The organism is Coprobacillus sp. AF33-1AC (assembly GCF_003475785.1).
In the GTDB taxonomy this organism is placed as follows: Bacteria; Bacillota_I; Bacilli_A; order Erysipelotrichales; family Coprobacillaceae; genus Faecalibacillus.
The window spans coordinates 38,738-65,479 of record NZ_QRQB01000002.1; the positions used below are offsets into that span (position 1 = coordinate 38,738).

Annotated in this window: 27 protein-coding genes; 5 read left to right on the forward strand and 22 right to left on the reverse strand. The window is 30.2% G+C overall.

All coding sequences use genetic code 11. From position 1 onward, the window contains the following. Positions 1-65: 65 nt before the first annotated feature. A complete protein-coding gene (locus DWZ53_RS01425) occupies positions 66-2,252 on the forward strand; it encodes a GGDEF domain-containing protein (protein ID WP_118431276.1) in 2,187 nt (728 codons plus the stop codon). Between the two features lie 2 nt (positions 2,253-2,254). On the opposite strand, the gene DWZ53_RS01430 is transcribed toward DWZ53_RS01425, so the two are convergent. The 12 genes from DWZ53_RS01430 to DWZ53_RS01485 all read right to left on the reverse strand — a co-directional run bounded on the left by DWZ53_RS01430 (position 2,255) and on the right by DWZ53_RS01485 (position 15,224). Then, complete coding sequence (locus tag DWZ53_RS01430) at positions 2,255-2,932, reverse strand: ABC transporter ATP-binding protein (RefSeq protein ID WP_118431278.1); 678 nt, start codon at positions 2,930-2,932, stop codon at positions 2,255-2,257. Position 2,933: 1 nt separating this feature from the next. Next, positions 2,934-4,283 (reverse strand): ABC transporter permease, encoded by a 1,350-nt coding sequence (locus tag DWZ53_RS01435; protein WP_118431280.1) that lies wholly within the window; start codon positions 4,281-4,283, stop codon positions 2,934-2,936. 112 nt (positions 4,284-4,395) lie between these two features. Beyond that, entirely contained in the window at positions 4,396-5,157 is a 762-nt protein-coding gene (locus tag DWZ53_RS01440; protein ID WP_118431282.1) for a transporter substrate-binding domain-containing protein, read from the reverse strand. 46 nt (positions 5,158-5,203) lie between these two features. Then, positions 5,204-5,941 (reverse strand): amino acid ABC transporter ATP-binding protein, encoded by a 738-nt coding sequence (locus DWZ53_RS01445; protein ID WP_118431284.1) that lies wholly within the window; start codon positions 5,939-5,941, stop codon positions 5,204-5,206. Next, positions 5,931-6,629, reverse strand: a complete 699-nt coding sequence (locus tag DWZ53_RS01450; protein WP_199589015.1) for an amino acid ABC transporter permease — start codon at positions 6,627-6,629, stop codon at positions 5,931-5,933. Before DWZ53_RS01450 ends, DWZ53_RS01445 begins: the two co-directional genes overlap by 11 nt. Before the next feature lie 116 nt (positions 6,630-6,745). Then, the gene (locus DWZ53_RS01455; protein WP_118431288.1) at positions 6,746-7,627 is read right to left on the reverse strand and encodes a LysR family transcriptional regulator; all 882 of its coding nucleotides are present in this window, start codon (positions 7,625-7,627) and stop codon (positions 6,746-6,748) included. A gap of 9 nt (positions 7,628-7,636) precedes the next feature. Then, complete coding sequence (locus tag DWZ53_RS01460) at positions 7,637-8,431, reverse strand: N-formylglutamate amidohydrolase (RefSeq protein WP_118431290.1); 795 nt, start codon at positions 8,429-8,431, stop codon at positions 7,637-7,639. 3 nt (positions 8,432-8,434) lie between these two features. Further along, entirely contained in the window at positions 8,435-9,772 is a 1,338-nt protein-coding gene (locus DWZ53_RS01465) for an MATE family efflux transporter (RefSeq protein WP_118431292.1), read from the reverse strand. Beyond that, complete coding sequence (locus DWZ53_RS01470; protein ID WP_118431294.1) at positions 9,765-10,295, reverse strand: GNAT family N-acetyltransferase; 531 nt, start codon at positions 10,293-10,295, stop codon at positions 9,765-9,767. The genes DWZ53_RS01465 and DWZ53_RS01470 overlap by 8 nt, the downstream gene beginning before the upstream one ends. Before the next feature lies 1 nt (position 10,296). Then, entirely contained in the window at positions 10,297-10,707 is a 411-nt protein-coding gene (locus DWZ53_RS01475) for a GNAT family N-acetyltransferase (protein ID WP_118431296.1), read from the reverse strand. Between the two features lie 225 nt (positions 10,708-10,932). After that, on the reverse strand, positions 10,933-13,278 hold the full coding sequence (gene feoB / locus DWZ53_RS01480) for a ferrous iron transport protein B (RefSeq protein ID WP_118431298.1): 2,346 nt from the start codon (positions 13,276-13,278) through the stop codon (positions 10,933-10,935). A 71-nt stretch (positions 13,279-13,349) separates the two neighbouring features. Beyond that, positions 13,350-15,224 (reverse strand): hypothetical protein, encoded by a 1,875-nt coding sequence (locus DWZ53_RS01485; RefSeq protein WP_118431300.1) that lies wholly within the window; start codon positions 15,222-15,224, stop codon positions 13,350-13,352. A 175-nt stretch (positions 15,225-15,399) separates the two neighbouring features. On the opposite strand from DWZ53_RS01485, the gene DWZ53_RS01490 reads away from it, so the two are divergent. Next, positions 15,400-16,158, forward strand: a complete 759-nt coding sequence (locus DWZ53_RS01490) for an SDR family NAD(P)-dependent oxidoreductase (protein WP_118431302.1) — start codon at positions 15,400-15,402, stop codon at positions 16,156-16,158. 16 nt (positions 16,159-16,174) lie between these two features. On the opposite strand, the gene DWZ53_RS01495 is transcribed toward DWZ53_RS01490, so the two are convergent. From DWZ53_RS01495 to DWZ53_RS01510, 4 genes are all read right to left on the reverse strand, one after another. Further along, positions 16,175-16,675, reverse strand: coding sequence for an HD domain-containing protein (locus DWZ53_RS01495; RefSeq protein ID WP_199589017.1), 501 nt, complete (start codon positions 16,673-16,675; stop codon positions 16,175-16,177). A gap of 123 nt (positions 16,676-16,798) precedes the next feature. Then, positions 16,799-17,260 (reverse strand): hypothetical protein, encoded by a 462-nt coding sequence (locus DWZ53_RS01500; RefSeq protein ID WP_118431306.1) that lies wholly within the window; start codon positions 17,258-17,260, stop codon positions 16,799-16,801. A gap of 1 nt (position 17,261) precedes the next feature. After that, complete coding sequence (locus DWZ53_RS01505) at positions 17,262-17,654, reverse strand: hypothetical protein (protein ID WP_118431308.1); 393 nt, start codon at positions 17,652-17,654, stop codon at positions 17,262-17,264. 247 nt (positions 17,655-17,901) lie between these two features. After that, positions 17,902-18,774, reverse strand: coding sequence for a LysR family transcriptional regulator (locus tag DWZ53_RS01510; RefSeq protein ID WP_118431310.1), 873 nt, complete (start codon positions 18,772-18,774; stop codon positions 17,902-17,904). Between the two features lie 104 nt (positions 18,775-18,878). Here DWZ53_RS01510 and DWZ53_RS01515 point away from each other — a divergent pair, with 104 nt between their 5' ends. Both DWZ53_RS01515 and DWZ53_RS01520 read left to right on the forward strand, forming a co-directional pair. Next, positions 18,879-20,198 carry an MATE family efflux transporter gene (locus tag DWZ53_RS01515; RefSeq protein ID WP_158568147.1) on the forward strand — a complete coding sequence of 440 codons (1,320 nt, stop codon included), beginning with the start codon at positions 18,879-18,881 and terminating at the stop codon, positions 20,196-20,198. Between the two features lie 31 nt (positions 20,199-20,229). Next, positions 20,230-20,856 (forward strand): pyridoxamine 5'-phosphate oxidase family protein, encoded by a 627-nt coding sequence (locus DWZ53_RS01520; protein WP_118431314.1) that lies wholly within the window; start codon positions 20,230-20,232, stop codon positions 20,854-20,856. Positions 20,857-20,913: 57 nt separating this feature from the next. Here the strand turns inward: DWZ53_RS01520 and DWZ53_RS01525 are convergent, their stop codons facing one another. The 3 genes from DWZ53_RS01525 to DWZ53_RS01535 form a co-directional block, all read right to left on the reverse strand. Further along, entirely contained in the window at positions 20,914-21,957 is a 1,044-nt protein-coding gene (locus DWZ53_RS01525) for a metallophosphoesterase (protein WP_118431316.1), read from the reverse strand. Between the two features lie 72 nt (positions 21,958-22,029). Beyond that, positions 22,030-22,680 (reverse strand): VanZ family protein, encoded by a 651-nt coding sequence (locus tag DWZ53_RS01530; protein ID WP_118431318.1) that lies wholly within the window; start codon positions 22,678-22,680, stop codon positions 22,030-22,032. A 198-nt stretch (positions 22,681-22,878) separates the two neighbouring features. Then, a complete protein-coding gene (locus tag DWZ53_RS01535) occupies positions 22,879-23,439 on the reverse strand; it encodes a sugar O-acetyltransferase (RefSeq protein WP_118431320.1) in 561 nt (186 codons plus the stop codon). A 209-nt stretch (positions 23,440-23,648) separates the two neighbouring features. On the opposite strand from DWZ53_RS01535, the gene DWZ53_RS01540 reads away from it, so the two are divergent. Next, positions 23,649-23,996 carry a helix-turn-helix domain-containing protein gene (locus tag DWZ53_RS01540; protein ID WP_118431322.1) on the forward strand — a complete coding sequence of 116 codons (348 nt, stop codon included), beginning with the start codon at positions 23,649-23,651 and terminating at the stop codon, positions 23,994-23,996. A gap of 49 nt (positions 23,997-24,045) precedes the next feature. On the opposite strand, the gene DWZ53_RS01545 is transcribed toward DWZ53_RS01540, so the two are convergent. The 3 genes from DWZ53_RS01545 to DWZ53_RS01555 are packed head-to-tail and all read right to left on the reverse strand — an operon-like array spanning position 24,046 to position 26,705. After that, entirely contained in the window at positions 24,046-24,342 is a 297-nt protein-coding gene (locus DWZ53_RS01545) for an MGMT family protein (protein WP_118431324.1), read from the reverse strand. 35 nt (positions 24,343-24,377) lie between these two features. After that, complete coding sequence (locus tag DWZ53_RS01550) at positions 24,378-25,535, reverse strand: MFS transporter (protein ID WP_118431326.1); 1,158 nt, start codon at positions 25,533-25,535, stop codon at positions 24,378-24,380. Between the two features lie 9 nt (positions 25,536-25,544). Continuing rightward, positions 25,545-26,705, reverse strand: coding sequence for an MFS transporter (locus DWZ53_RS01555; protein ID WP_118431328.1), 1,161 nt, complete (start codon positions 26,703-26,705; stop codon positions 25,545-25,547). Positions 26,706-26,742: the final 37 nt, after the last annotated feature.

Genomic DNA, 26,742 nt, shown 5'->3' on the forward strand with positions numbered 1-26,742 from the left:
GTGTAAGTCTTATTGTGTAAGCGCTTAATCAGTGGTATAATAGTGGTATTCGGAGGTGATTTAAAATGAAGAAACGTCCTCGTGTTGGTCTCCTTATTTGCTCAGATTCTCATTATTTATCTGAGATAACACGTGGAGCCCATGCTGCCTGTCTTGAAATGGATGCTGATTTTATCATTTTAAATGGTGGAAAGATAAAAGAAAACCAAGAACTTGATCATTATCAAAAATCTATTGTTTATCAATACGCTAATGTTATGGATCTTGATTTTTTATTAATTCCCTATTCATCAATATGTCCAGAAAATAATGATATAGCTAAAGCATTTTTAAAATCATTTGAAGTACCTATTATTATTTTAAATCAACCTTCACCACTATATAGTTCTGTATCATATAATAATTTTTCCGGAACCAAAGAAGCTGTTGATTATATGATTGAAAATTGTGGATGTCTTCATCTTGGGATGATCAGTGGTAAAAAAGACTCACATGGTTCTATTGAAAGGGTTGAAGCCTTTAAAACCTCTTTAAAAAACCACACTTTGGCTATTCAAGATGATGATATTCTTTATGCATCCGATTATACGAAAAATCATAATGAACTTATCCGCAACTGGCTTATTTTACATCCCTATATAGATGGGATTATGTGTGCATCTGATGAACTGGCACTTTGTTTGTATCAACAGGTTAATGCTGTGACAAATAAAAAGATTGGTCGAGATATCTTTATTTGTGGCTTTGATGATGAACCTATTGCTGCTCATTGTATCCCTTTATTATCTTCATGCCACACTGATCCTTCTTATTTAGGTTATATGGGAGCGATTGAGGGATTATCCACTTTAAAAAAAGATAAACACTTTCATAAAACAATTGATACGTTCTTTATTCCTCGAGAATCTGTTGGTTATAATGCGCAAACTGAAGATTATTTATATCGTTTTTTACTTGATTGTAAAGAATCTCACTTACCAGTAGATTATGTCGCTAGTGGTATTACTAATTATGTATTTGATAATCGTTTAGTTTATCATTTGCCAATTAAAGATAATGTCAATCAATTATTTACTTTATTACTCACTGTTCATGAAGATCAGTTAGTTGATACTTCAACAAAAAGAGATATGAGTCAAATAATTGAAGGTATTTTTACTTATGATTTACTTAATTATATTGATATTGAAAGGTTTTTAAGTGCAACTTCTTTTGTTTTAGATTGTTATCATTCACATCAAAAAAATGTTCATCTCTTTTATCGAAAAATCTATTCAAAAATCATTACTTCTTATCATATGATTATTTCTAAAAGAGAATTACATTATCATGAAGAATTTACTAATTTAAATAAAGTAAATCGTGAAAGCGCACTGGTGAATAAATACAATCATATTTTTGATGTACTCGCTAATAACTTACAACATTTTGGTGTAAAGAATGCGAAGTTATATCTTTATCAAGAAATGATTCCTTACTATCATAATAAACCATTTGAGCTACCTGATAAGGTATATTTAAAACTTAAAATAGAAAATCAACAAGTGATACCTTGTTCTCAACAAGCTTATTATCTTCATAATATATTTAATGATATTAAACCTTATCAGTTAATTTCTGCTATTTATTCTAACGACTATCAAATTGGTTTCTTTATTTCAGATTTATCTTTAGATCAATCTGAATTGATTGATTATATTTCAAGTCAAATAGGTTCTTCTTTGCATTTCTCTGCTGCAGTAAATAAATTAAAACAATTCTCTACTACTGATACGCTTACTGGTTTATTAAATCGTAGAGGTCTTATAGAATCTGCACATCGTCTTTTAAATTCATTAAACGAAAAAGAAAATGCTTATTTCTTTTTAGCTGATATTGATCGACTTAAATATATTAATGATAATTTTGGACATAAATATGGTGATGAAGCCATTAAAGTAGCAACACATATTATTAATCGTATTTTTAAAGATAATAGTGTTATTGGTCGTATTGGTGGTGATGAATTTGTAGTTATCTTTAAATGTGCAGGAACATCATTTATCAATCACTTTAAACAGACAATTGAAGATGTCACCTTAAGTGAAAATCATCATCATCATTTACCTTTTAAAACAACTGTTTCTTATGGTATTTCAGTCATTGATGTTAATCATTCCCAATTAGATTTAACCCAAATGATTAATGATGCGGATGCTTTAATGTATGAACGTAAGAAAAAGAAAAAAATGAAAAATCCTATAACAAATTAAGCTTATTGAAAATAATCAATAAGCTTTTCATTTTTTATTTTTAATTGTTGATCACACATTGAAGCTAATGTGAGTGAGTGACTAACAATAATCACACATTTATTTTCTTGATGTGCTAATTCAATAAATAATTTCATGACTTCTAATGCATTATCTTCATCTAGATTACCAGTAGGTTCATCAGCTAATATCAAATCAGTATCCTTGACAATCGCTCTAGCAATAGCGACTCTTTGTTGTTGTCCACCTGATAATTTTCTCACATCTCTTAAAGCCATATCTTTAGAGATTCCTAATTGATCAAGTATTTGTAAGCAATACTCTTTTTTATTTTTTATTTTTTTATGAGCGATATCTAAAGCTAACATCACATTATCCAAAGCATTCATATAATAAATAAGATTATAAGACTGAAATACGATCGTCATTTTTTCTTTACGATACTTAGTTAAACCTATTTGACTTATATCTTCTTGTTTATATAAGATTTTTCCTTCTTGAGGACTATCTAAACCTGAGGCTAATGCCAGAGTTGTTGTTTTCCCACTCCCACTAGATCCCACTATAGCATAGACCTTCCCTTTTTCAAATGAATAAGAAGTATCTTTTAAAACAGGATGATCATCTTGTCCATCAGGATATGAATAACTTACATTTTTGAATTCTAATAAAGATTCCATACTATCCTTCCTTTCTCGTTAGTATTTCTCTTGGTGAGAGTCTTAATATGTAGGTTGCTGGAACAATGATTGAAACAACACATACTGCTCCAGTAATCGCAAATAATTCAATGACATTATCTGATGTAATGGATACATCCAGTTCTTTTTGTTGATCTTGTTTATTATTATCCATATGTTGAGGACCACCATTTTGTTGAACAGTTTGACTACTTTCCATGACTTGATAAATAGAATTGGCTGCTACTTTACCAGTACCCAACGAAATAACAATGGCTATCACTGCAATCACTAATATTTCTAATAATTGTTGTAAGATAATTTTAACCTTAGTTTGTCCAAGTGATAATAAAACACCAAATTCATAATAACGATTTCTAATCGTTAAAGCTAAAATTAAACATAAAATAGCACTTCCTCCAATAACAATAATCCATACAAATAACTGAGCATAAGATTTCATATTTTCTAATGAAGAAGCATTTTGTTTATACATTTGATCATTTGTTTCTAAAGAATAAGTATTAAAATCAATACTTGTTTTCTTTTTAGCTAATTTAACAAAACTATCTGCATTTTTAGGATCATCTAAATAATAAGTGGCTGATGTTAAATTCTCACTACTATTAGATAAGGTTTGTCCTACAGATAAACCGGTATAAATGGTATTAACAGGATTATTAAAATGAGCATCTCCTATTTGCATATTGTCTGATGATTGTATTTCATAAATACCTATAACTGTTAATTCTTGACTTATCTTTTGATCATTCACTGTTGTATATACTGTAAAAGTATCACCCACACTTAAGTTATTATCACTTGCCAGATTCTTTTCAATTACACAGTTTTGACTACTACTATCCTTTGCAGTGAGTAATCTACCTGATGTTAACTTGTATCTTTCATTAGTAAAAGAATCTAAGTATTTCATTGTCGTATTCGCACTAATCGTTAAATCTCCTTCGTCTTCTTTACGTCCTGGCATATTATTAGAAGATTCACTTTTAATGGCACTTACACTATCACTATTAGCAGAAGTAGAAATGGTATAGTTATAGTTTTTTACATATTTTAAATTCTTCACACTATCTGCCATCTCTAGTGTTATTTGATTACTTTGTTCATTTACTGCTTCTCCAGGTTGTCTATCTTGCATCATATTTTTAAAGTTAACTGTTAATGTCACATCATTACCTAGTTGACTTTGTAGCTGTTGCATTTCTTTATTAGACGCTGATTGAATTGACAGTCCAGCAATCACAAGATTTGTAATAAGTACAATGATAAAGAATAAGAGAATCGTTCTTCCTATATTCTTCTTTAAACTTAATAAAGCATTTTTTATCATATATTTTTACCTCCATCATCAATATACCAACCAATTCAATCAACAATACGGTACGAATATGGAAAAAATTGGTAAAAGAAAAAACGGTATCTCAAGATACCGCTTTTTTACATTATTCGTATTTAGCTAAGATTTTATCGTATTGACCATTTTTCTTTAAGTTAGCTAAACCTTTATTAAATTTCTTTAATAAATCAGCATTTTCACCTTTTAATACTGCAAATCCATAATAAGCAGGATTTTCATTACCACAAGGAGTATCAAAATCTAATTCACCTGTTTTAATCATATATTTTAATACTGGTGTATCTTCAAAACATGCTACAGCTTCACCAGATTTTACTTTTTCAAACATGAATGTTGATTCTTCAACAACTTCTAAGTTAAATCCATATTTATCTTTAATCTTTTGTGCATAAGCTAAACCAGCAGTACTTGTTTTAGCTACAACTGTTTTACCTTTTAAATCATCATAACTTTTAATACCCGAGTCTTTTTTAACACCCATTGAAACACCTGTTTCATAGTATTGTTTTGAAAAATCATATTTTTGTTTTCTTTCATCAGTAATTGTCATACCAGCAATAACACCATCTGCTTCCCCTGCTTCTAAGGCAGTACATGCGGCATCAAATCCTAATGAATTAATCTTAATTTTAAATTTTTGATCTTTAGCGATAGCACGAATTAAATCCATATCTACCCCTATTAATTTACCTTGATCATTTTCCATTTCAAATGGAGGATATGTTTTATCCGTAGCAATGATATATGTTTTTTCGCTACTTCCACTTGATGAACTACTTCCACAACCTGTTAATGAAATAGCCATTAATCCAGCTAACATTAACGCTCCTAATCTTTTCATTTTCATATTTCTCTTCCCCTTTCAATATATATCAACACATTTGTGTGATAACCTATAATACTTTATTTAAGAAATCTATCGTTCTTTGTTGTTTTGGATGATTAATCACTTCATGAGGATCACCTTGTTCTACAATATATCCCCCATCCATAAAGATGACTTTAGATCCTACTTCTCTAGCAAAGCCCATTTCATGAGTCACCACAACCATTGTCATTCCTTGACTTGCTAGATCTTTCATAACGGCTAATACTTCCCCTACCATTTCTGGATCTAAGGCACTTGTTGGTTCATCAAACAACATGATATCAGGATTCATTGCTAGTGATCTAGCGATAGCCACTCTTTGTTTTTGACCACCTGATAATTGACTTGGATAAGTTTCGGCTTTATCTTTTAAACCGACTCTATCTAATAAAGCTAAAGCTTTTTGTTCAGCTTCTTCTTTAGTCATTTTCTTTAATTGAACTGGTGCTAACATAATGTTTTCTTTCACTGTCATATGTGGAAATAAGTTAAAATGTTGAAATACCATTCCAATGTTTTCTCTTACTTTATTGATATCTAATTTTTCATCAGTAAGGTCATGCCCATCAATAATGACCTTACCGCCTGTGATTTCTTCCAAGCGATTTAAGCATCTTAAAAATGTTGATTTTCCTGATCCTGATGGACCAATTAAACAAATGACTTCCCCTTCTTTTATTTCTACTGAAATATCTTTTAAGACCTCTAATTGACCAAACTTCTTATTAAGATGTTGAACTGATACTTTTACATTATCTTCCATATGACAACCTCTTTTCTACAATTTTTGCGACTTTAGCTAGCACTGTACACATCACTAAATAATAGAGAGCCATCAAACAAAATAATGACATTGTTTGGCTTGTCCATGTGGAGGCAACTGTTTTCCCAACATTTGTAAGTTCAGCAAGCCCAATTGCTGATAATAAAGAAGTATCTTTAATTGAAATAATAAATTGATTAATAATGGATGGTAACATTGTTCTTAATGCCTGTGGTAAGACAACTTTTGTCATTGTTTTACTATATGGTAAACCAAGCGATCTTGCTGCTTCAATTTGTCCAATATCAACAGCTTCAATCCCCGCTCTAACGATTTCTGCCATATAAGCACCGGCATTTAATGATAATGCTACAACCCCAGCTCCAAATGTTCCCCCTAATCGAAGCCAAGAAAAACCAGTTGGTCTTAAGACCTGTGCAATACCGAAGTAAATAATTAAGATTTGAACTAACATCGGTGTTCCACGAATGATTACGATATAAATGTTACTGATAAATTTTAAGATTTTCATGATGATTGATTTACTTTTTGAAGTATTAATCAAACCTACAACGATCCCAATAATTGTCGCAAGAATTAAAGAGATAATTGATAATTCAATTGTAACGACAAAAGCATCATTAAATCTTGAAATGTATTTACCAATATTTTCAAAAAATACTGCCACGTTGATTCTCCTTTCCATCTATACCCATAATTTACACTTGTTTTTGTTATTTGTCAAAACTTTTTATTGTTTTAATAAATTATTATTGAATGTATACAAAAAAATAAGTAACCTTGTTACTTATTCATTTCATTAAATAATTCAATTATTTTTTTCATAATAGCTGTTTGGGGACGATTCTTTTTCCAGGCAATAACTGTATTGGAATAAATAGGCGGTTCAATAGGAACGAATTTAATTTGTGGATAATATTGATTTGCTGATGTTCCTTCTACACATAATGCAGCCCCTAAATTCTTTTCAATAAAGGATGTCATGTTGGTACTCAAATTGAACGAACCAATAAAATGATAATCTTTATAATAATCTTGAGCCCAATGTCTTATTTCATCTTGAATTAATACTCTTTTCATATTAAAGAATAAGGGAATATCAATAAGATCTTGAGGATGTAATACATCCTTTTTAGAAAGTGGATGATCTGCATTAATCATAATACCCCATTTTTCTTTAAAAGGTAAACGAATATAATCAAAGCCATCTAAATCAACAGGTTCTAATAATAAACCGATATCTATTAAACCTTGATTGAGTTTTTCAATCACTAATTTAGCTTCAGCACAATAAAAATCAAATAAGATATGAGGATATTGTTTTTGACAATGACTTACTAATTGCGATAATAGTTCATTTGACGCCTGACAATCAGCCGTACCAATAGAAATCGTCCCTACTAATTCTTCTTCATAATTCAGTTCCGCAGTTGTTTTATCAATGAGATCTAAAATATCTTGCGCTCTTCTTTCAAATAGTTTACCAGCTTCAGTTAACTGAATTCCCTTTTTTCCTCTAATTAAAAGCTGTTGTCCAATACTTTCTTCTAATTGTGTTAATTGTCTAGAAAGCGTGGGCTGGGTAATATGTAATAATTCAGCACTTTTAGTAATATTCTTTTCTTTAGCGACCGTTAAAAAATAGTATAATAAACGTGTTTCCATAAGCCCTCCTTATTGAATATATTGAATAAAAGAATGAAAAAACTGTTGAAGTTTAAGACTGGTTTGTTGCATCAGTTCTTGATCAATCTCAGGAAATTCTTCCTTTCCAAAATATCTATCAGCAATATAACTCTTATATCTCATTTCTATTTGTAATGTTTCGACACTTTGACTAGCATGACTTTGTGTTATATAGCCTCCTTGAAATGGCTCATTATCAATGACTTTCAAACCTTGTTTTTCTAATTCTTGATGAACAAAATTAAATAATGTTTTATTCATTGTTGTTTGTCTACGATTACCTAAGATAATATCACATCCTAAATCTGCTCCAAAACTATGTAAATCAATGAGATAAACATGATCAAAATACTTTTTCTTTTCACTTAAAGCATCTTTGATGGCTTGATGATAAGGCTGATAGTATAAGTTTATTCTTTGTTCAATTTCATCTTGAGATAAAGGATGTAAATACATGGGATCATCTAAAGTTGTATGCGTATAAATAAGATTCGTTTTATAACTGTCATTCAAACAATCTTGAAGTGAACGATTGGGATCAATGACATAGCGTGATATATGATTTTCAATGACTGTTATCTTCATTGCTTTTAAAAAATGATACACCTGCGGAATATACCAATCATTATTAGGCAAGATAACATCTTGAATAAGTTGATCTTTCATCTTTTGGGTAAGCCATGTGCCACTATGGGGCATAGATACAACAATAGGATAAAGATGTTGATCTTGATTATAAATAGTAAAAGGTTTTTGATGTAAGATAACAGGTAATTGGGTCATATTTTACTCCTTTAAATGTGTCTTTTTAAAATGACGATAATAGAAAATAAAAAGAATAGATGTAAAGGTCCAAGTAATTGGATAAGAAACAAGAACCCCTTTTAATGATGGAAAATATGGTGAAACAAAAGTAATCCAAATAACCCTTAGTACACAAATACCTAAACAAACTAATACCATTGGTTTAAACGATTCCCCACTTCCTCTCATTGTTCCTGAAAAGATTTCTACACAACAATATGTAAAATAAAATGGCATTAAAAATAACATGATACTTTGACATTCACTCACAATCTTCATATCACTAGAGAATAATCTTGTAATATAAGGACCTGAAAAACATAAAATTAAACTTAAAGATACTGCCATCGTTAAAGCAATGACTAATGCTGTTCTGGCTCCCTGTTTAATACGAGAATATATTTTAGCTCCATAGTTTTGTCCAACAAAGGTTGTAATCGAAGCCCCGATGGCTGCCATCACCATCCAGAATAAAGCATCTATTTTAATATAAACAGCCCAAGTTGCGATAATCATCGTTCCAAAAGCATTAATTTTTGTTTGTAATAATATATTAGCAATACTATACATCGTAGATTGAATGCCTGCTGGAGCACCAATTTTAATAATTTTCTTTAAAATAGGAAAATTAATTTTTAAGAGTTTTGTCTTTAATTGAAAACTTGTTTGACTTCTTAATAATTGTACAGTGACACAGATAGCACATACAGTTTGGGCAATAATCGTCGCAATGGCTGCTCCTTTAATACCCATATGTAAAACCACAACAAAAATATAGTCAAAAACAACATTGACAATACTACAAACAATTAAATAATATAGTGGTCTTTTAGAATCCCCTACAGCTCTTAAAATACCTGAACCAATATTATAAACAGCACCGGGAATCATGCCTAAAAAATAAAGTGACATATACATTGCAGAATCCCCTAAAATATCTTGAGGTACGCCAATCATGGATAAGCATGCTTTTGAACAAAATAGTCCAAATAACATCATGAAAATCCCACTAATAAAAGCCATCATATAAGATGTATGCACTGCCTGTGATACTTTTTGATCATCATGAGCCCCATAAAACTGCGCAATGACAACTGAGGCTCCCGTTGATAAACCGACATAGAACTGAACAATTAGATTGGTTAAGTTTCCTGTGGACCCTACTGCCGCAAGAGCATTCGTTCCACATGCTTGACCAACAATAATCGTATCAACTGTATTATAAAGTTGTTGAAAAAAAGTTCCTATTAAGATAGGAAAAAAGAAAAATAATAATTGTTTCCATATTACACCATGGGTAAAGTCTTGTTCTTTATTCATCTTCATCCTCCCCTGTTACATAATATTGATTAAAGACGTCTTGACCAAAATAATCTATGACCATCTCAAAGTATTCTTTTTTACTTACATAGCCTTGAAAATATAACATTTGATAAATCACTTTATTTTCAATTGTTTGATAATCAGCTAATTCAAATCCATTCTTTAAATAGAAATCTCTTCTTTTTACTTGTTCTTCATCATCACCGGCTTCAATATTTAAAATAATACGATGATATGGATAATGGTTTAAAACTGTCTTTAATATTTGACTGCCTAGACCACGTCCTCGATATTCTTCTTTTATCGCTAAGTAAAAAATAAAAACAATATCTTGATATTCGATTAAATAAATTAAGCCTACTTTTTTATGATGATGCAAAGCATAATAAAAATAAGCGTTGCGATGACGAGCCTGTTTTAATAAATGAGAAAAGGAAACCCGTTCATTTTCAGGAAAAGAAGCTTCATAAATAGCTTGTATTTCTTTTCTAACTTGACGATTGACATATTTTAATTGCATATTAAACCTCTTTTTTCATCCACATATGAGGGCATCCCTCATCATCTTCAATTTCTCCATAACCTACATATCCATACTTTTGATAAAAAGGCATCGCTTGAACTTGAGCATGTAATTTGATGACATGTCCCCCTAATCTTTTTATTTCATCTTGAGCATATTGTAACACCTTTCCCCCAAGATGTTGTTTTCTTAGTTCTTTTATTACTGCAACTCTGCCAATAATGTAAGCTTCATTTTCTTTATAAAAGCGACATGTAGCTACATGTTGATGATCTATAAATAATACAAGATGAAAACAATGATGATCTAAATTATCAAATTCATTTTGAAATCCTTGTTCTTGCATAAAGACTAATTCTCTAATTCTTTTGGCTTCTTGAGGTAAGTCTTGATATAACTGATATTCCATTTTACTTCCTCCTTTATTATGCGTATCATAACATATTTTGCGATATTTAAACGAAATAATTACATCAAAAAGTTAAATTCAATTCACATTTATTCTTTATTATCATAGGTGAAAGGAGATGAACCAAGCAATATAAAAACTATTCATAAATTTTCCCTTCCCTTAAATATATATAAATAGTTGAAAAAAACAGTTTCAAGCACCACCTTGAAGCTGTTTTTTTATTTAAAATATAAATAATATCATATGATAAACCACAAAAGAAGCCAACCAGGCAATCGCACATTGCCCAAAGACAACAATCAATGCCCATTTACCACCTAGTTCTCTTTTAATGGCGGCAATGGCTGCCACACATGGTGTATAAAGTAAACAAAAGATTAATAATGAAATAACAGCAGGTAAAGTTAAAGATGCAAGTAAGACTTGTGTTGATCCATATAAAATAGATAATGTCGATACGACACTTTCTTTAGCCATAAATCCTGATATTAATGCTGTAGAAATACGCCAATCACCAAATCCTAGAGGTTTAAATAATGGCGCAATATAACCAGCAATCAGTGCTAAAATACTATCTTTAGATTGCGTTACAATATTAAAACGCACATCAAATGTTTGTAAGAACCAAATAACTACTGTCGCCACAAAGATAACCGTAAATGCTCTTTGTAAGAAATCTTTTGCTTTTTCCCATAATAATTGACTTACATTTTTAATACCAGGCATACGATAATTAGGTAACTCCATAACAAACGGAACAGGTTCTCCTTTAAAGTATGTTCCTTTTAAAATCAATGCAAAAATAATTCCCATTACAATACCAAAAACATAAAGCATGATCATCAATAATGCACCTTTCCCCGGAAAAAAGATAGATGCAAAGAAAGCATAGATCGGTAACTTCGCTGAACATGACATAAATGGAGTTAAAATAATGGTCATTCTTCGATCTCGTCTTGATGATAATGTACGACTTGCCATCACCCCTGGTACAGTACAACCAAAGCCAATTAACATCGGTACAATACTTCTACCGGATAAACCAATCTTTCTTAGTAGCTTATCCATAATAAAAGCAACACGCGCCATATAACCACTATCTTCTAAAATAGATAAGAAAAAGAATAAAGTGACAATAATTGGTAAGAAACTCAAAACAGTTCCTACCCCATTAAAAACACCATCAATAATTAATGAATGTAAAGCCTCATTGATTTTCATACTTGTTAGAAACTGATCAGCGCATACTGTAACATAGTTCACACCCATCTCTAATACATTTTGTAAAAAGGCTCCAATAACATTAAAAGTTAAATAGAACACAATCGCCATAATACCAATAAATGCCGGAATACCAGTATATTTACCAGTTAAGATCTTATCTATCCTTTGACTTCTTAAACGTTCTTTACTTTCATGTGGTTTTTTGACAGTTTCTTTGCATATTTCACCAATAAAACCAAAACGCATACTGGCTATGGCAGCTGAACGGTCTAAACCACTTTCTTCCTCTAATTGAATATTAATATGTTCTAAAGTTTCTTTTTCATTTTGACTTAAGTTTAATTGATCAAGTAAGAGTTGATCCCCTTCTGCTAATTTAGTCGCTACAAAGCGTAAAGGAATCCCTGAATCACGGGCATGATCTTCTATTAAATGTTCTATCGCATGAACACATCTTTCTACTGCTTGATCACGTTTATTTTGATCATGTTTGAAGATTTGTGGTCTTTCTTGATAACGGGCTACATGTAAAACATGACTAATTAATTCTTCTATTCCTTCTCCTTTAGCGGCTGAAATAGGAATAACCGGAACACCTAACAAGGCTTCTAGTTCATTAATAAGCACTGTTCCTCCATTACCTAGCATTTCATCCATCATATTTAAAGCTACAACCATCGGCATATCTAATTCAATTAACTGCATGGTAAGATATAAGTTTCTTTCAATATTTGTAGCGTCAACAATATCAATAATGGCTTTTGGTTTTTCTTTTAATAAAAAGTTTCTCGTTACAATTTCTTCACTACTATAAGGAGACATAGAATAAATACCCGGTAAATCGGTAATTAAAGTTTGGGGATAACCTTTAATTATCCCATCTTTTCGATCTACAGTAACCCCAGGAAAGTTCCCTACGTGTTGGTTAGATCCTGTTAATTGGTTGAATAATGTTGTTTTTCCACAGTTTTGATTCCCTACTAACGCAAATGTTAGTTTTTCATTTTCACCATAAACAGGTTTTTGATTCTTTTTTAATGATTCATTACTTTCTCCATATCCTGGATGTTGTTTGATTAATTTATTTTCATTAATCACATCTTCAATTTGATTTTCATCCGTTATTTCTTGAACTTCTATTTTTTGAGCATCATCCTTACGAATAGTTAATTCATAACCATGGATTTTAATTTCAATAGGATCCCCCATGGGGGCATATTTCACTACCGTCACTTTGGTTCCTTGAATTAATCCCATATCTAAGAAATGTTGCCTTAATGCGCCAGTTCCCCCTACAGAAACAATAGTCGCACTTTTCCCTATTGCCAAATTTCCTAATTTCATCTTTTCACACCTTCCGCTATAATGGTAACTTTGTCCACTTCAAAAAGCAACAAAAAAAGGCATGAAAGCCTTTATTTTGCTGGAGTTAAAATACCTCCATTTGATAATGTGATTGTTTGACCATTTAACCAACTATTAGCACTGCTATCATAATAGATTGTATGCCCATTATCTTGAATTAATGACAAGTCATTATTTTCTAAAGTAAGGGTTGTTATATAACTATCACCTGTTACATTCCATGAAGATGTACTATCTAATGATATATTCACATCTTTAGCTGTGTTTTGACTATTGACCGTTCCTTTTAACGTACTGCTTTTTAATACTAAATCTACACTAGAAATCGCATCAACTTCAATATTACCAGTTAATGTTTGATTAGTTGCATTAAAAGTAACCGTTCCACCATTACTTCCTTGTTGTCCCCATTCACCATCATTGCCACTTACTTTTAATAAAGTACCACTACCATAATTTAACTTCGTATTTTCTAAATTAATAACTGCATTCGTATTGGTTACAAAAAACATCGGGGAAGATTGATAAACACTTGATTTTTTAGATATTGAAAGAGTTGTATCTTTAGCACTAAATGTACCGGTACCACTACTTGCATCACCCGACATACTTTGATATATCATAACCCCACAATTATCAATACCATCATCTGTTCTTCCCATACCATAACTTGTGAGTTTTGTTTTATTTAAAGTAATACTGTTTTTCCCTTCAATGACAGCACAAGAAGAATTGGTTGCTAAACCTTGACTGTTTGTTGCTGTAATCTTACCAGTTGAATAAATACAAGGTGATCCTTTACCGGCTGTATTTAAAGTAGAGTTTTTAGCCGTAATCGTTCCTTCACCACGATCTGTCGCTAATGCAGCACAATGGCTTCCTTGAGTTGAAATAGAGACCTTATTGGCGTTAATCGTTCCTCCATAAGTCGCATCTAATCCTCTAGAAGAATCTCCGGTTGTTTTAATTGTGGTATTGCTGACAGTAATTTTGGCATTTTCACCTGTAGCAAAAAGGGCATTAGCACCACTGGCACTTGTTTCTATAGTTGTATCTTTAATTGTAGCACTGCTTCCTTTTTGTACTAAAACACCAGCATTAAGACCATAAAACTCACTATTTTCAGTGTTAGAAGTATCACCGGTTTTCTTTAATTTTAAAGAGGAGGCTGTTAAGGAGCCTCCATCACTTACCGTAATTGTTGATTGGTCACTTGATGAAGATGTAATCGTCTTATGAGTTAAATTCTTTTCATTCGTTACATCAACAACACCATCGCTATCTATCTGCGTTATTTGACTTTGTCCTTGATCTCCATTATTCATTATCATGGAATTACTTGTAAGCACAATTGCTAGAACTAAACCAATTGTCCCAATTACATTAATAATTGCATAAAGAGCAGTTGGTTTTGCCCCTGAAAAAGTTTGTCCTAATGTTTTTGTTCCGGCTTTAGACATAATCAAATAAGTTAAAGCTAACATAAAGACAGCACTACTTACACTAATTAACACAATTTGTAATATCGATAACGATGAACTTTGATTCATCGCTTGTCCATTACTTGGTTGCATACCATTTTGTTGACTTTGTCCTGGCATACTAGAAGGACTATTTTGATTAGTTTGATTGTCTTGATTTTGACCATTTTGATTTGATTGACTATCTTGACTACCATTTTGGTCTGTTTGATTATTTTGACTAGATTGGCTATCACTAGATGATCCTTGTTGATTTGAAGAATCATTTGGTGCTTGTCCACCACCATTTTGACTATTTCCTGGCATTTGTGGCGGTGTTCCATTTGTATTTTGACCTACACTTACATTTTGATGCTGACTTGCGTAATAAACAGTTCCACCAATAGTAGAAATTGATGCAATCATACAAATAATACTTATTATGAGTGATATTCTTTTTTTCATATTCACTTCCTCCTTACAAACAACATTTTACCCATCATATAACACATTATGTTGTGAGCATTTTGTAAAAGTTTGTTAAAGTAAAGGTATAATATCTTAAAATAAAACAAATGTTTTACCCTCTTTATAAAAGCGCTTCCATATGGTAAAATGACACTATTGGAGGAAAATACATATGAAAAAATTAGAAAACAAAGTAGCCATCATTACAGGAGGAAATGCTGGGGTTGGTAAAGAAATTGCGAAGTTATTTGCAAGTGAAGGCGCAACAGTCGTTATTTCTGCAAGACGTCAACAAGCATTAGATGAAGTAGCCAAAGAAATTGAGGAAGCAGGAGGAAAAGTATTAGGAGTTCCTACTGATATTTCTAAAATTGATGATGTTAAAAACTTAATTAAAACAACTATAGACACATATGGTCAATTAGATATTTTAATTAATAATGCTGGAGTCTTAGATCAAGGATTAAATGCCATTGATCGTATTGATTATGATGATTTAAATAAAGTAATTGATATCAATCAAAAAGGAACCATGTATTGTATGTCAGAAGCTTTAAAGGTGATGACAAGTGGCGCTTCAATCGTTAATATTTCAAGTGTCGCTGGACAATATGGTGCTGGTGGTGCTGTTTATGTTTCTACTAAAGCCGCTATTATCGGGGTAACCAAACATACAGCTATGCGTTTTGCTAAAGAAAAAATTAGATGTAATGTGATTTGTCCTGGTAGTATTACAACAAGCATGGCAGCAGGTTTAACACCTGATACTATGGATATGAAAATGATGGGTGCTATGTCTGCTCATAGCGATTTATCATTACAACCTTGCAGTCCTTTAGACGTCGCTAAAGTTGCTTTATTTTTAGCAAGTGATGATGCTGCTCCATTAACTGGGCAAGTGATTGTTAGTGATTACGGTGTAGATTTATAATACTAAAAAAGATATCTTAGATATCTTTTTTTAAATATATGTATTCTAATAGTTGCTTTCCTGTTGCTGTTTTAAAAACTTGATCATACATATTTTGAATGGCTTGTATTGGATATTGACTTTCATCAGCATTAACAAGATAATCTGCTTCTATCAAGATTTGATAATCTATACCATCAATTTGATTAAGCGTATGATGATGTCCTACCAGATAAACAATTCTTTCTACCATTTCTTCAGGTAAAGCAAATTCTTCTAAAAATGTACGAGTTAAAATCATTCCTTCTTGTTCTTGATACTTACCCAGAGTATTTCCATATTTTTCTCTACATAATGGACAAGCAATATCATGAACAATCGCTGCTAACTCTAATGTATCTTGTAATTCTTGAGGTAAGTTTTCTTTTAATCCTATTGTTCTAGCAAAACTATGCACTTTCATAAAATGATTAATATCATGGTGATGACCATGAGCTTCTTTTATCATTTTTATCATTATTGGTGTTATATCCATCATGAATCCCCCTTATTACTATTATTGTAATACAAGTGTCGTTTTTTTCATATAAAAAAGAATTCAAACCTATTTATAAGTTGAATCCTTTTTCATTATTATCCTACTACCATTAATCAACCTGTTTTACTTTTCCTGCTTCTTTAATTTAAAATCAGCAGTTTTATCATTATGCGTAATCACAAAACGATAATTTTCTTTTAAATCTTTATCTACTTTATCAGACGCTTTTAAATTTTGGAAATTATAGTCTTTTTTCTCATCAACAATAACACGAACAGCTTGGTTTACTATTTCTTTTTTGGATTTTATTATTTTTACATTAACAGTATCTCCATCAGATAAAGTAAAGCCATATGTTTTATCAAAGGTTTGACTATTATATTTTAATAAATAAGAATTCACTTTTTCATCAGTAAAATGCACACAATATAGCCATATATCCTTATTCTTATATACTATTCCTCTTTTATCTACACCTGTTTCTCTTACTTCTTTTTCATTATCTGACACTTTATTTGAGGCACAACCAAAAGAAATCATAAGACAAAAAACAATAACAAGAATTCGAGATAACTTTTTAATCATATTACCATCCTCCAACTTTTGCTGTTACACTTTTATTCCCATGTTTTGGACATTTAAAATACTGTGTTACATATACATCTGATCCGTGTTTTACTTTTGTACCTACTGAAGCAGTAGATGTCACTTTACCCTTTTGTCCTCCACACTTTGATTCAAAATTTGTCCTTATTCTTGAGACTTGCATATAGGCTCCAGAATAGGTATTTTGATAAAAAGTAATTTCAACATAGGCTACTAAATGTGCTGAACAATTGCCATCAAGCGCCATCGCACCATAATATTCAGTTTTTCCATCTACTGATTGTGGTTTTACTGTAGCTTCAACTTTTTTAATATTTCCAAAACCAAATATAAATAAAAAACAACAAATAATACTCATTATAATTTTCTTCATTTTGCATCTTCCTTTCTCATCTTTTTTAAAGCGTCCCTTCTATATAAAATATACCTTATTTTGTCATTTTTTTAGTAAATATCACCTATAAAACATATCTAATCACATAAACAACATCCTATATCTATATTTTCAAACAGCAAAGCTATTATTTCTACAGGTAATACAATTATCATTTTTTACATACACAAAAAGTGAAAGATATTATTCAGATTATTAAAGAAAATCATGGTTAACCCATGATTTTTTAATATAATTCTATTTCTTCTATTTGCTTTAATTCCTCTTTAAGTTCCTTTAAAAATAAATCTATGATTTCATGATGATAATCAACTCTTTTTATATAATAGATAATACGATCATGGGGACCTTCTTCTATAGGATAGATATGTACATCTTTTAATTGTTTTGCCATAGAGATAGGAACAATAGCCCAAGTCTGATCTAATGATAAAAAATATTCTAGTAATGACATTTGATCAATACTCACTTTATAATCGGCAGTTGATTTAAACCAGTAATCATGCCAGGCATTAAATTCTGGTGTCCATGGAGTTCTAATTTCATAACTCACATCTAACATACGAGGATGAATCGGTGTTGCATATTCTTTTTTTGATACTAAAACCATAGGGTTTTTAAATAAAGGGACTGTTTCAATATTTTTATAATACATGTCGTCGGAAACTAATGCGACTTCTACCTGTTTATCGGCTACATATTGATAGGCTTCAATAAAATGACAATAACGAAAACATAGTTTAATATGATTATTTTCATTGATAAATCTTTGAAATAAGTTTGTCAATAAATAGGTACTCACACTACCTATAGAAGCTAAATTAAATACTTTTTTATGCGTTTTACTTTTTATCTGTTTAGCTTCTTTAAATAACTCTAAATATTTATGGGCAACTGAGATAAAAGCTTCCCCTTCTTGTGTTAATTCAATTTTTCTTTTTCCTTTTCCTCTAATAAATAATGCATATCCAAGTTCATTTTCTAAGTTTTTGATTCTTCTACTCAGTGCCGGTTGAGTTACAAACAATTGTTCTGCTGCCTTAGATAAAGAACCATTTTTAATAATACATAAAAATGCTTTTAATTCTAATTCCGTCATCTTATTTTCCCTTAAATATAAAATACAGTTTATATTTTATATTTGAATTATGCATTTTAAAATCATATTTACATTATTTATACTTCTTTTTGGGAGTGAAATATATGAACGATCTAACAAAAGGAAATATTTATAAACAACTTATCTTTTTAGCTATACCGCTTATTTTAGGAAATATATTACAACAGTTTTATAATACAATTGATAGTTTTATTGCTGGTCAATGGATTAGTCAAAATGCTTTTAGTGCCATTGGTACAGCAGGAAGCATAATGAATCTGTTTATCTTTATGATTAATGGTTGTTGTAATGGCGTGATAATTATTTTTTGTCAGTATTATGGTGAAAGAAATGAATTAGGGATGAAAAAAGAAATCTTTATTTCTTTATTAGTAGGTTTCATCTTTGTTGGTAGTTTATCTTTAATTGGTATTTTTAACTTAGACTTGTTTTTAAGATTACTGGCTACTCCTTTAGATATTTTCTATCTAGTAAAGAAATATTTAATGATTATTATTTGTTTTTTATTTGTTACTTTTATTTATAATTGGAGTTCTTCGGTATTAAGGGCTTTTGGTGATTCTAAGATGGCTCTTTATATTTTAGGATTATCGATTGGTATGAATATTGTTTTAGATAGTATCTTTGTCATTGGCTTACATTTAGGTATTCAATCACTAGCCTTTACAACTATTATTTCTCAATTTATTTCATCTTTATTTTGTACTTATTATTTAGTGCATCGTTATCCTTTTATTTGTTTTCATTTTAATGAAATCACGAATATTAAACCTTTATTAAAAACAACCATTCATTATGGATTTATTTCTGCTTTACATCAATCTAGTTTGTATTTAGGTAAGTTACTTATTCAAGGTGCAATCAATAGTGCCGGTATGCATATTATTACTGCTTATGCGATTACTTCAAGAATTGAAGGTTTTATTAATTCATTTGGTGATAGTGGTTGTGTCGCTATTTCAATTATGGTAGGACAAAACTATGGAGGTCATCACCTTGAAAGAACGAAAGAATGTTTTTATAAAGGATTAAAACTGATGATGGGGTTTGTTGTAATCTTTTCCATTATTATGATATGTCTTACTCAACCGATGACCTTATTGTTTGTAGATGCAAGTCAACATCTGATTATTCAAGAAACTTATCATTATATGGTCACTATTTGTTTATTATATATCTTTTGTTTTATCGGTAATGCTTATGTTGGTTTTTATCGAGGGATTGGTCGTGTTGATGTCCCTTTTAAAAGAACATCAATGCATGTCACTATCCGCATCATTTTATCTTATCTTCTTATTGGTCGTTATGGATTAGCAGGTGTTGCCCTTGCATGTGGTGCCTGTTGGATCTTTGTGAATATATATCAAACAATAAAATATAAAAAACTTGATTTATCTTGTTGATTTTCTTTATCATATATTTAAGGAGAAAATTATGAAAGAAATTATCAATACATATCAGGACAATCTTATTTATATTTTTAGACAAGATCAACTTATTAACCCTACTTATCGTTATTTGGTTATCGTTAAAGATGGTACAGATATTATTCCAGTAGAAGGATGTCATATTATGCACTATCAAGAAGACTTTGAATCATTACTTAAGTTTTCTTTACCAACAAAAAATCGTAAAACTAAACAACTTATTTCATTAAAACAATGTGAACAATTAATTAATGAAATCACTTATGGGGTCCTTGCTTTTTCTGTTAACGACTTACCTTATAGCGTTGCTTTAAATCATATTGTTTTAGATGGTCATCTTTATTTCCATTGTGCAAAAAGTGGTTTTAAATTAAAGGGCATCAATTCAAGAGTCAGTTATCTTGTTATTCGTGATTTAGGTATTAACAAAGAAGTCGGAACTCATAATCATGAATCTGTCGCTATTTATGGTACTTTAAAAGAAATTACTGATTTTGAAACAAAAAAGAATGCTTTATTGAAGCTTGTTTCATCTTTAGCCCCAAAGCATCCTTATCAAGATCAAATGGTAAAAGGGACAACCATTTTAGAATTAGAAATAGATTATATGATTGGTAAATCACATATTCGCTAAACAACGAGTCATCGTTGTTTTTTTATACAAAATTATTCATTTTCAATCGCAAAACTTTTATTTTCCCTGAATATCTACAATCACCATTTCACTATATCCTGATGTTTTCATCGCAAACCCCCATGAACCCATTCCTGAAGTCACAATAGCCTGAAATGATTGCATATCTTTATAACCATAATTTAAATCATTAATACCCAATAAATCATAAACTTGTTTTAAAGGAAATAATTGTCCTGCATGTGTATGCCCAGATAATTCAAGATCAATGCCTAACTTCTTATTGAGTTTATAATCTCTTGGTTGATGATCTAATAAGATAAAAGCATGTTGATTATCAAGTGATGATATGATGTTTTTTAAAGGCTTTCTATTTTTAATTGAATAATCTTGTCTGCCAATAAGATATAATGAATTGAGTTGAGTTACTTCATCTGTTAATACATGAACCCCGACCTTTTTTAAATGAGAAATAACATGTAATTGTTTTAAAGGCTGGACACCTTGAAAACCAATTTCATGATTTCCTTCGACATAATAGACAGGACATAACTGAGATAGTTTTTTCCAAGTCTTTAATGATTGTTTAAAATCATCTTTTGTCGTTTTTTCATCATAGATATCCCCTAATAAAACAACACCATCAGGTTTAGACTTTTTTGTTTGTTCAATCAGTTTATTTAAATCTTGTGGTTTTAAAGCCGTTGATAAATGAATATCCGAAGCCACTAATAGCCTCGTCTTATCTACTTTTTTATCAATCGTGATATCATAATGTGTTGTGACAATATGATGAGCATTATAAATACCATACCCACTTATTAAAAGACCACAACAAATAATAATTACCATCTTTTTAAGATTCATCTTGAAATAATGATGATACTTCGTCTTTTTCATGATTAGTGTCACTAAATCATATAATGCAAGTATAAAGATAATATTCATCATGATAGCAAAAGTGATTCTTTGAACAATAAACAACCATGCAAGAATAACAAGTATAATTAATAAGTATTTTTTATTTTTTATCAAACGTATAAATAAATCATAACCCATCAATAAGAGTATAATGAGTTGAATGAAATCAAACCATCCCATAAAATTCACCTCATCGTTTATTATAGCATCAAAAAATAATATATTTGATATGATTTCTACCCTAGATATAACTTATCTAAAAAAACCTAAAATAAACGTAGTTATAATGATAATAACCGGAACATACCACATATTATCCTGAGTTTTGATATGACTTTTTGTTATCTTATGTATAATCCTATAACAAAAATAACCTATAACTGTTCCCATCACATTTGCAAGCAAATCATTTATGTCTGTTACTCTATATAAAGTAAATAACTGAACCATTTCTATTGAAAAAGAAAGTCCACAACCAATGAGTAGTATATTTTTTATATGTTGATATTTTTCAGCGATAAGTGGACATAAAAAACCTAAAGGAATAAATAAAATGATATTCATTAAAAATCCTAAGCTCAATCCATCAATAAATGGCATCAAATTTATATGAGGATTAAAAATACCCACTTTTAATCTTGCCATTCTTATATATTCACTAATACAAGGAATACCTACTATATTTGTTAGCATAACACATAAGTAGTAATAAAATAACAATAACAAAATCACTGTTTTCACTTTGGGCATTATTCCATTTTTCTTATAAATGATCATAACCATCATACATATAACAATGATTCCAAATAAAAAAACAGGATTAACAAAAAACATATCTTTAATGGCATCAAACATACCAAGTTGAACAGTAACACCTAATTGACTACTTAAAACAAGATTCAATATAATATCCCCCTTTTTTACCTTATCTATTTTCTAAAATCATTTTACATAAAAAATATTAAGAATATCTTAGTATAATTCTTAATATTTTTTTAATATACTTCATTGAATTCCTGCTCGTATTGAATGCAGTTTAACTTATTTAGGTGAATCAATAAAACAAAGTATTTAAAAAGTGCCATTCACTAAGAATGACACTTATTTTTGTTCTATTGATTTTATGACTTTAGCCGGTACTCCAGCAATTAAACTATTATCTGGCATATCTTTAGTGACGACACTTCCAGCCGCAATCACACAGCCTTCACCAATGGTTACACCTGGCATAACTGAGACATTGGCACCAAACCAACAATTATCTCCTACTTGAATAGGTAATGCTTTTTCCAATCCTTGATTACGACGATGATAATCTAAAGGATGATTGGCTGTATAAAAGCCACATGATGGACCAATGAAAACATGATCGCCAATATCAATTGTCGCTCCGTCCATAAAATAATTATTAATATTAATAAAAACATCATTACCTAGTTTTATATTTTTACCATAATCAGCTGTAAAAGGACTAAGTAATACTAAACCATTAGGTTCATACCCTAATATTTCTTTAATCACTTCATCTCTTTTTACGTCACTTGGTTTTAATTGATTTAATTTAAAACATAGATCCTGACATACTAATCTTTGTTGAACCAATTCTTGATCATTATTAGCGTCATACCATAATCCAGCCTTCATCTTTTCTTTTTCATCCATGTTATTCACCTCTTTATTTTTATTATAAATACTGTTTCTAAAATTGTCTAACATATCATTTTCTTCATATTTCCTTAATCAAATTGAAGTATAATACTTCTAACAAATATAAATTGTCCTAAGCAACAAAAAGTTGCGCCATAGTTGGTAGAGCAACCTACTCTAAAATAATATGATAAACATGTAAAAATGAAAGGAGAATTTCAAAAATGAATGTATATCCTGTATTTTATCTGGTATTTATGATCTGGCTTATTCTTATCGCTATTGGAGTTTATCTTCTTTATCTTATTATTAAGGCACTAAGAAAATACACTAAAGCTGCCCCAGTAAGAAAAGAAAAAGAGAAGAATGCCAAGAGTCTTGGTGAAGTTTTAAAACAACATCGTGTGACTTGTAAAATGACCCAAGAGTTTGTTGCTGAATCTTTAGGAGTAAGTCGACAAGCGGTTTCTAAGTGGGAAAGTGGTGCTTGTGCACCAAGTACAACCAACTTAATTGCATTAGGAAAACTATTTGGTGTGGCACCTGAAGAACTTCTTAAAGCAATACAGTAATGTCAAATAAAAAAAGACAAGTTATCTTTTCATGAGATTTCTTGTCTTTTTAACATTTCCACTGATATTTCTTTAAATCAACATGATATTCATCTTTTAATACGACACCCTCATTTTCTAATAACTGTGCTTGTTCATCCCATCCAGGAACAAGTCTTCCTGCATGATTAACCACTCGATGACAAGGATACTTACCATAATACGATGACATCGAAAGAATTTTACCAACTAAACGACTATTTTTTTCTCTACCTATTAATCTAGCAATCTGACCATAAGTCGCTACTTTACCTTTTGGTATTTCACTTACTGTTTCTAATACTTGATATATGATTTGTTCATCCATGAGGATTCCTCCTTGGATATTATTCTATCATATTTTTAATTAAATAGTTTTTGATTGTTACCATCAGGTATTTTAAAGAATAAGACCAATACTAAACCAACGATTAAAATAATCACCGATATCATAAATAAGATTTGATATGTAGAAACATCTAAAATCATACCGGCTATATTTTGAAAAACGATTGAACTTAAGTTTCTTAATGTTTGAACTATCGCTAATGCTGTAATTTGATGTTTTTCATCAACTAATGTACTGACTACTTTTAAGTTAATCATAATAAACAACATACCTGAAGGATGTTTTGTAAGAAGCGTGATAATAACTTGAAAGGGCATGGCTACGTTAAAGGCATAACATAAAAATTGAACAATAATCATCATATAAGCAATAATCAGTAATTTTTTATTAGCTAATTTATCCATGAATTTATGAGAAAATAAAACAATAGGTGCTTCACATAAAACAGCAAATGATAAGATTGTTGAAACTACACCTACAGCTAATCCTTCATGATGAAACATAGAAGGAATATAAGTATTAGCCATATTTGTTAGACCTTGAAATAAACAAGCGATAACAAGATAATATAAATATTGATGATTATGAATTAAATGATGATCTTTTTCATTTGTAACTTCTTTTTTAACTAAGTCATGAGGCGTTTGTGTTCCTAATAAACCTATAATACATAATATCATCGTGATGATAAAACATACAAAAATAGCTTGAGGGGCAATGAAATCATAAATTGTTCCTGCTAACCATGAACCAATAGCGTAACCTATCGTTCCCCATATTCTAATTTTTCCATATTGATAAGGTGAAGATGATGCAATCTTTTCCATAACTGGATTAGTTCCATTAATGAGTGTAAGCACAAAACTATAACCAATAATAATGGAAATAAGATGACTTGCATACATAAAATAAAGTCCACCTACCCCTGCAAGGATAAACAAGACCAGATTAACAATTTTAACATCATAACGATCACTTAACACCCCGATTACAGGTTGGGCTAACATCGAGGTTAAAAATGATGTTGAAACAACCAGCGAGACTTCACTTGCTTTAAAACCTTTATCTAATAAATAAACTGAAATTAACGCAGAAAAGACAGCCCATGATAAATAATAAAAGTTATACATTAAAAAATAACTTAAATAACTATTTTTATATTTCTTTAACATATGTTCCTCCTAGTGAAATAATTTGAGTTTTTGATTGGTTGGTACTTTAAAGAAACAAATAAGAATCATACCAATCATTGAAAAAACAAATAAAACAAGATAAAACTTCTGATAAGATAAATAATCTATCATATATCCCGCTAATAATTGAAAAACAATAGAAGCAAAACTCTTACAGGCAGATACTAAAGATAGTGCTGTATTTTGTAGTGTGGGTATTACAATGGTGGTTATGATTTTTAGATTGATCATCACAAAAGCCATTGTAGCAACGGTTTTAGTTAAAAAGACAACGATAATTTGAATCCATAAAGAAGTGATAAAACTAAAAGTAAAGAATTGAATAATTAATAAAACAAAGACACTCATGAGTAATTGTTTATTTGTAAAACGATTCATATAAAACTTCGATAATAAAATAACCGGTACTTCTGATAAAGTGGAAAAGAAAATGACAATCGAAACATCATCCATCTTTAAACCACTATATTTAAGCATCGCTGGTAAATATAAATGATGAACATTAGTCACACCATAAAATAAACATACAATGATGAGATAATAAGGAATATGTTTAATCTTAAAAACTTCTTTCATTGAAACCTTTTTAGTTTCCGTAACTTCAGGAAGCATACTTCTCGTTCCTAAAATTCCAATTACACATAATATTTCACCAATAGTAAATAAGACATATAAACTTCCTGCTCCTATATTTTGGTAAAGAAAACCAGAAATCATTGTCGCTACAGCATAACCTATCGTTGCCCATACTCTAATAGCGCCATAAGGGAATCTTGAAAGAATAGCCATTCTTTCAATAATGGGATTAGTTCCATTCGTCATCGATAAAACCAAACTATAAACTAAAGCAATAAGATAAAGATTATCTAAAAAGATAAAAATGATACTCAACATACCGGCTATTAATAAAAGTAAACTATTAACATATCTTGATTCATATAAATCATTCATCTTCCCTATTATCGGTTGTAAAACAACCGATAATATAAAAGAACAAGATACGACAAAACTTACTTGAGTTGCTTTAAAACCTTTATCCATTAAATAAACTGAAATAAAACCAGAAAAGAAAGCAACACAAAAGAAAAAGAAGAAATACATAAGGAAATAACTAAGATAACTATTTTGGTAACGTTTTAAAAAATTCATTTTATCTACTCCTTCATTTTTTATATAATAGAAAAAG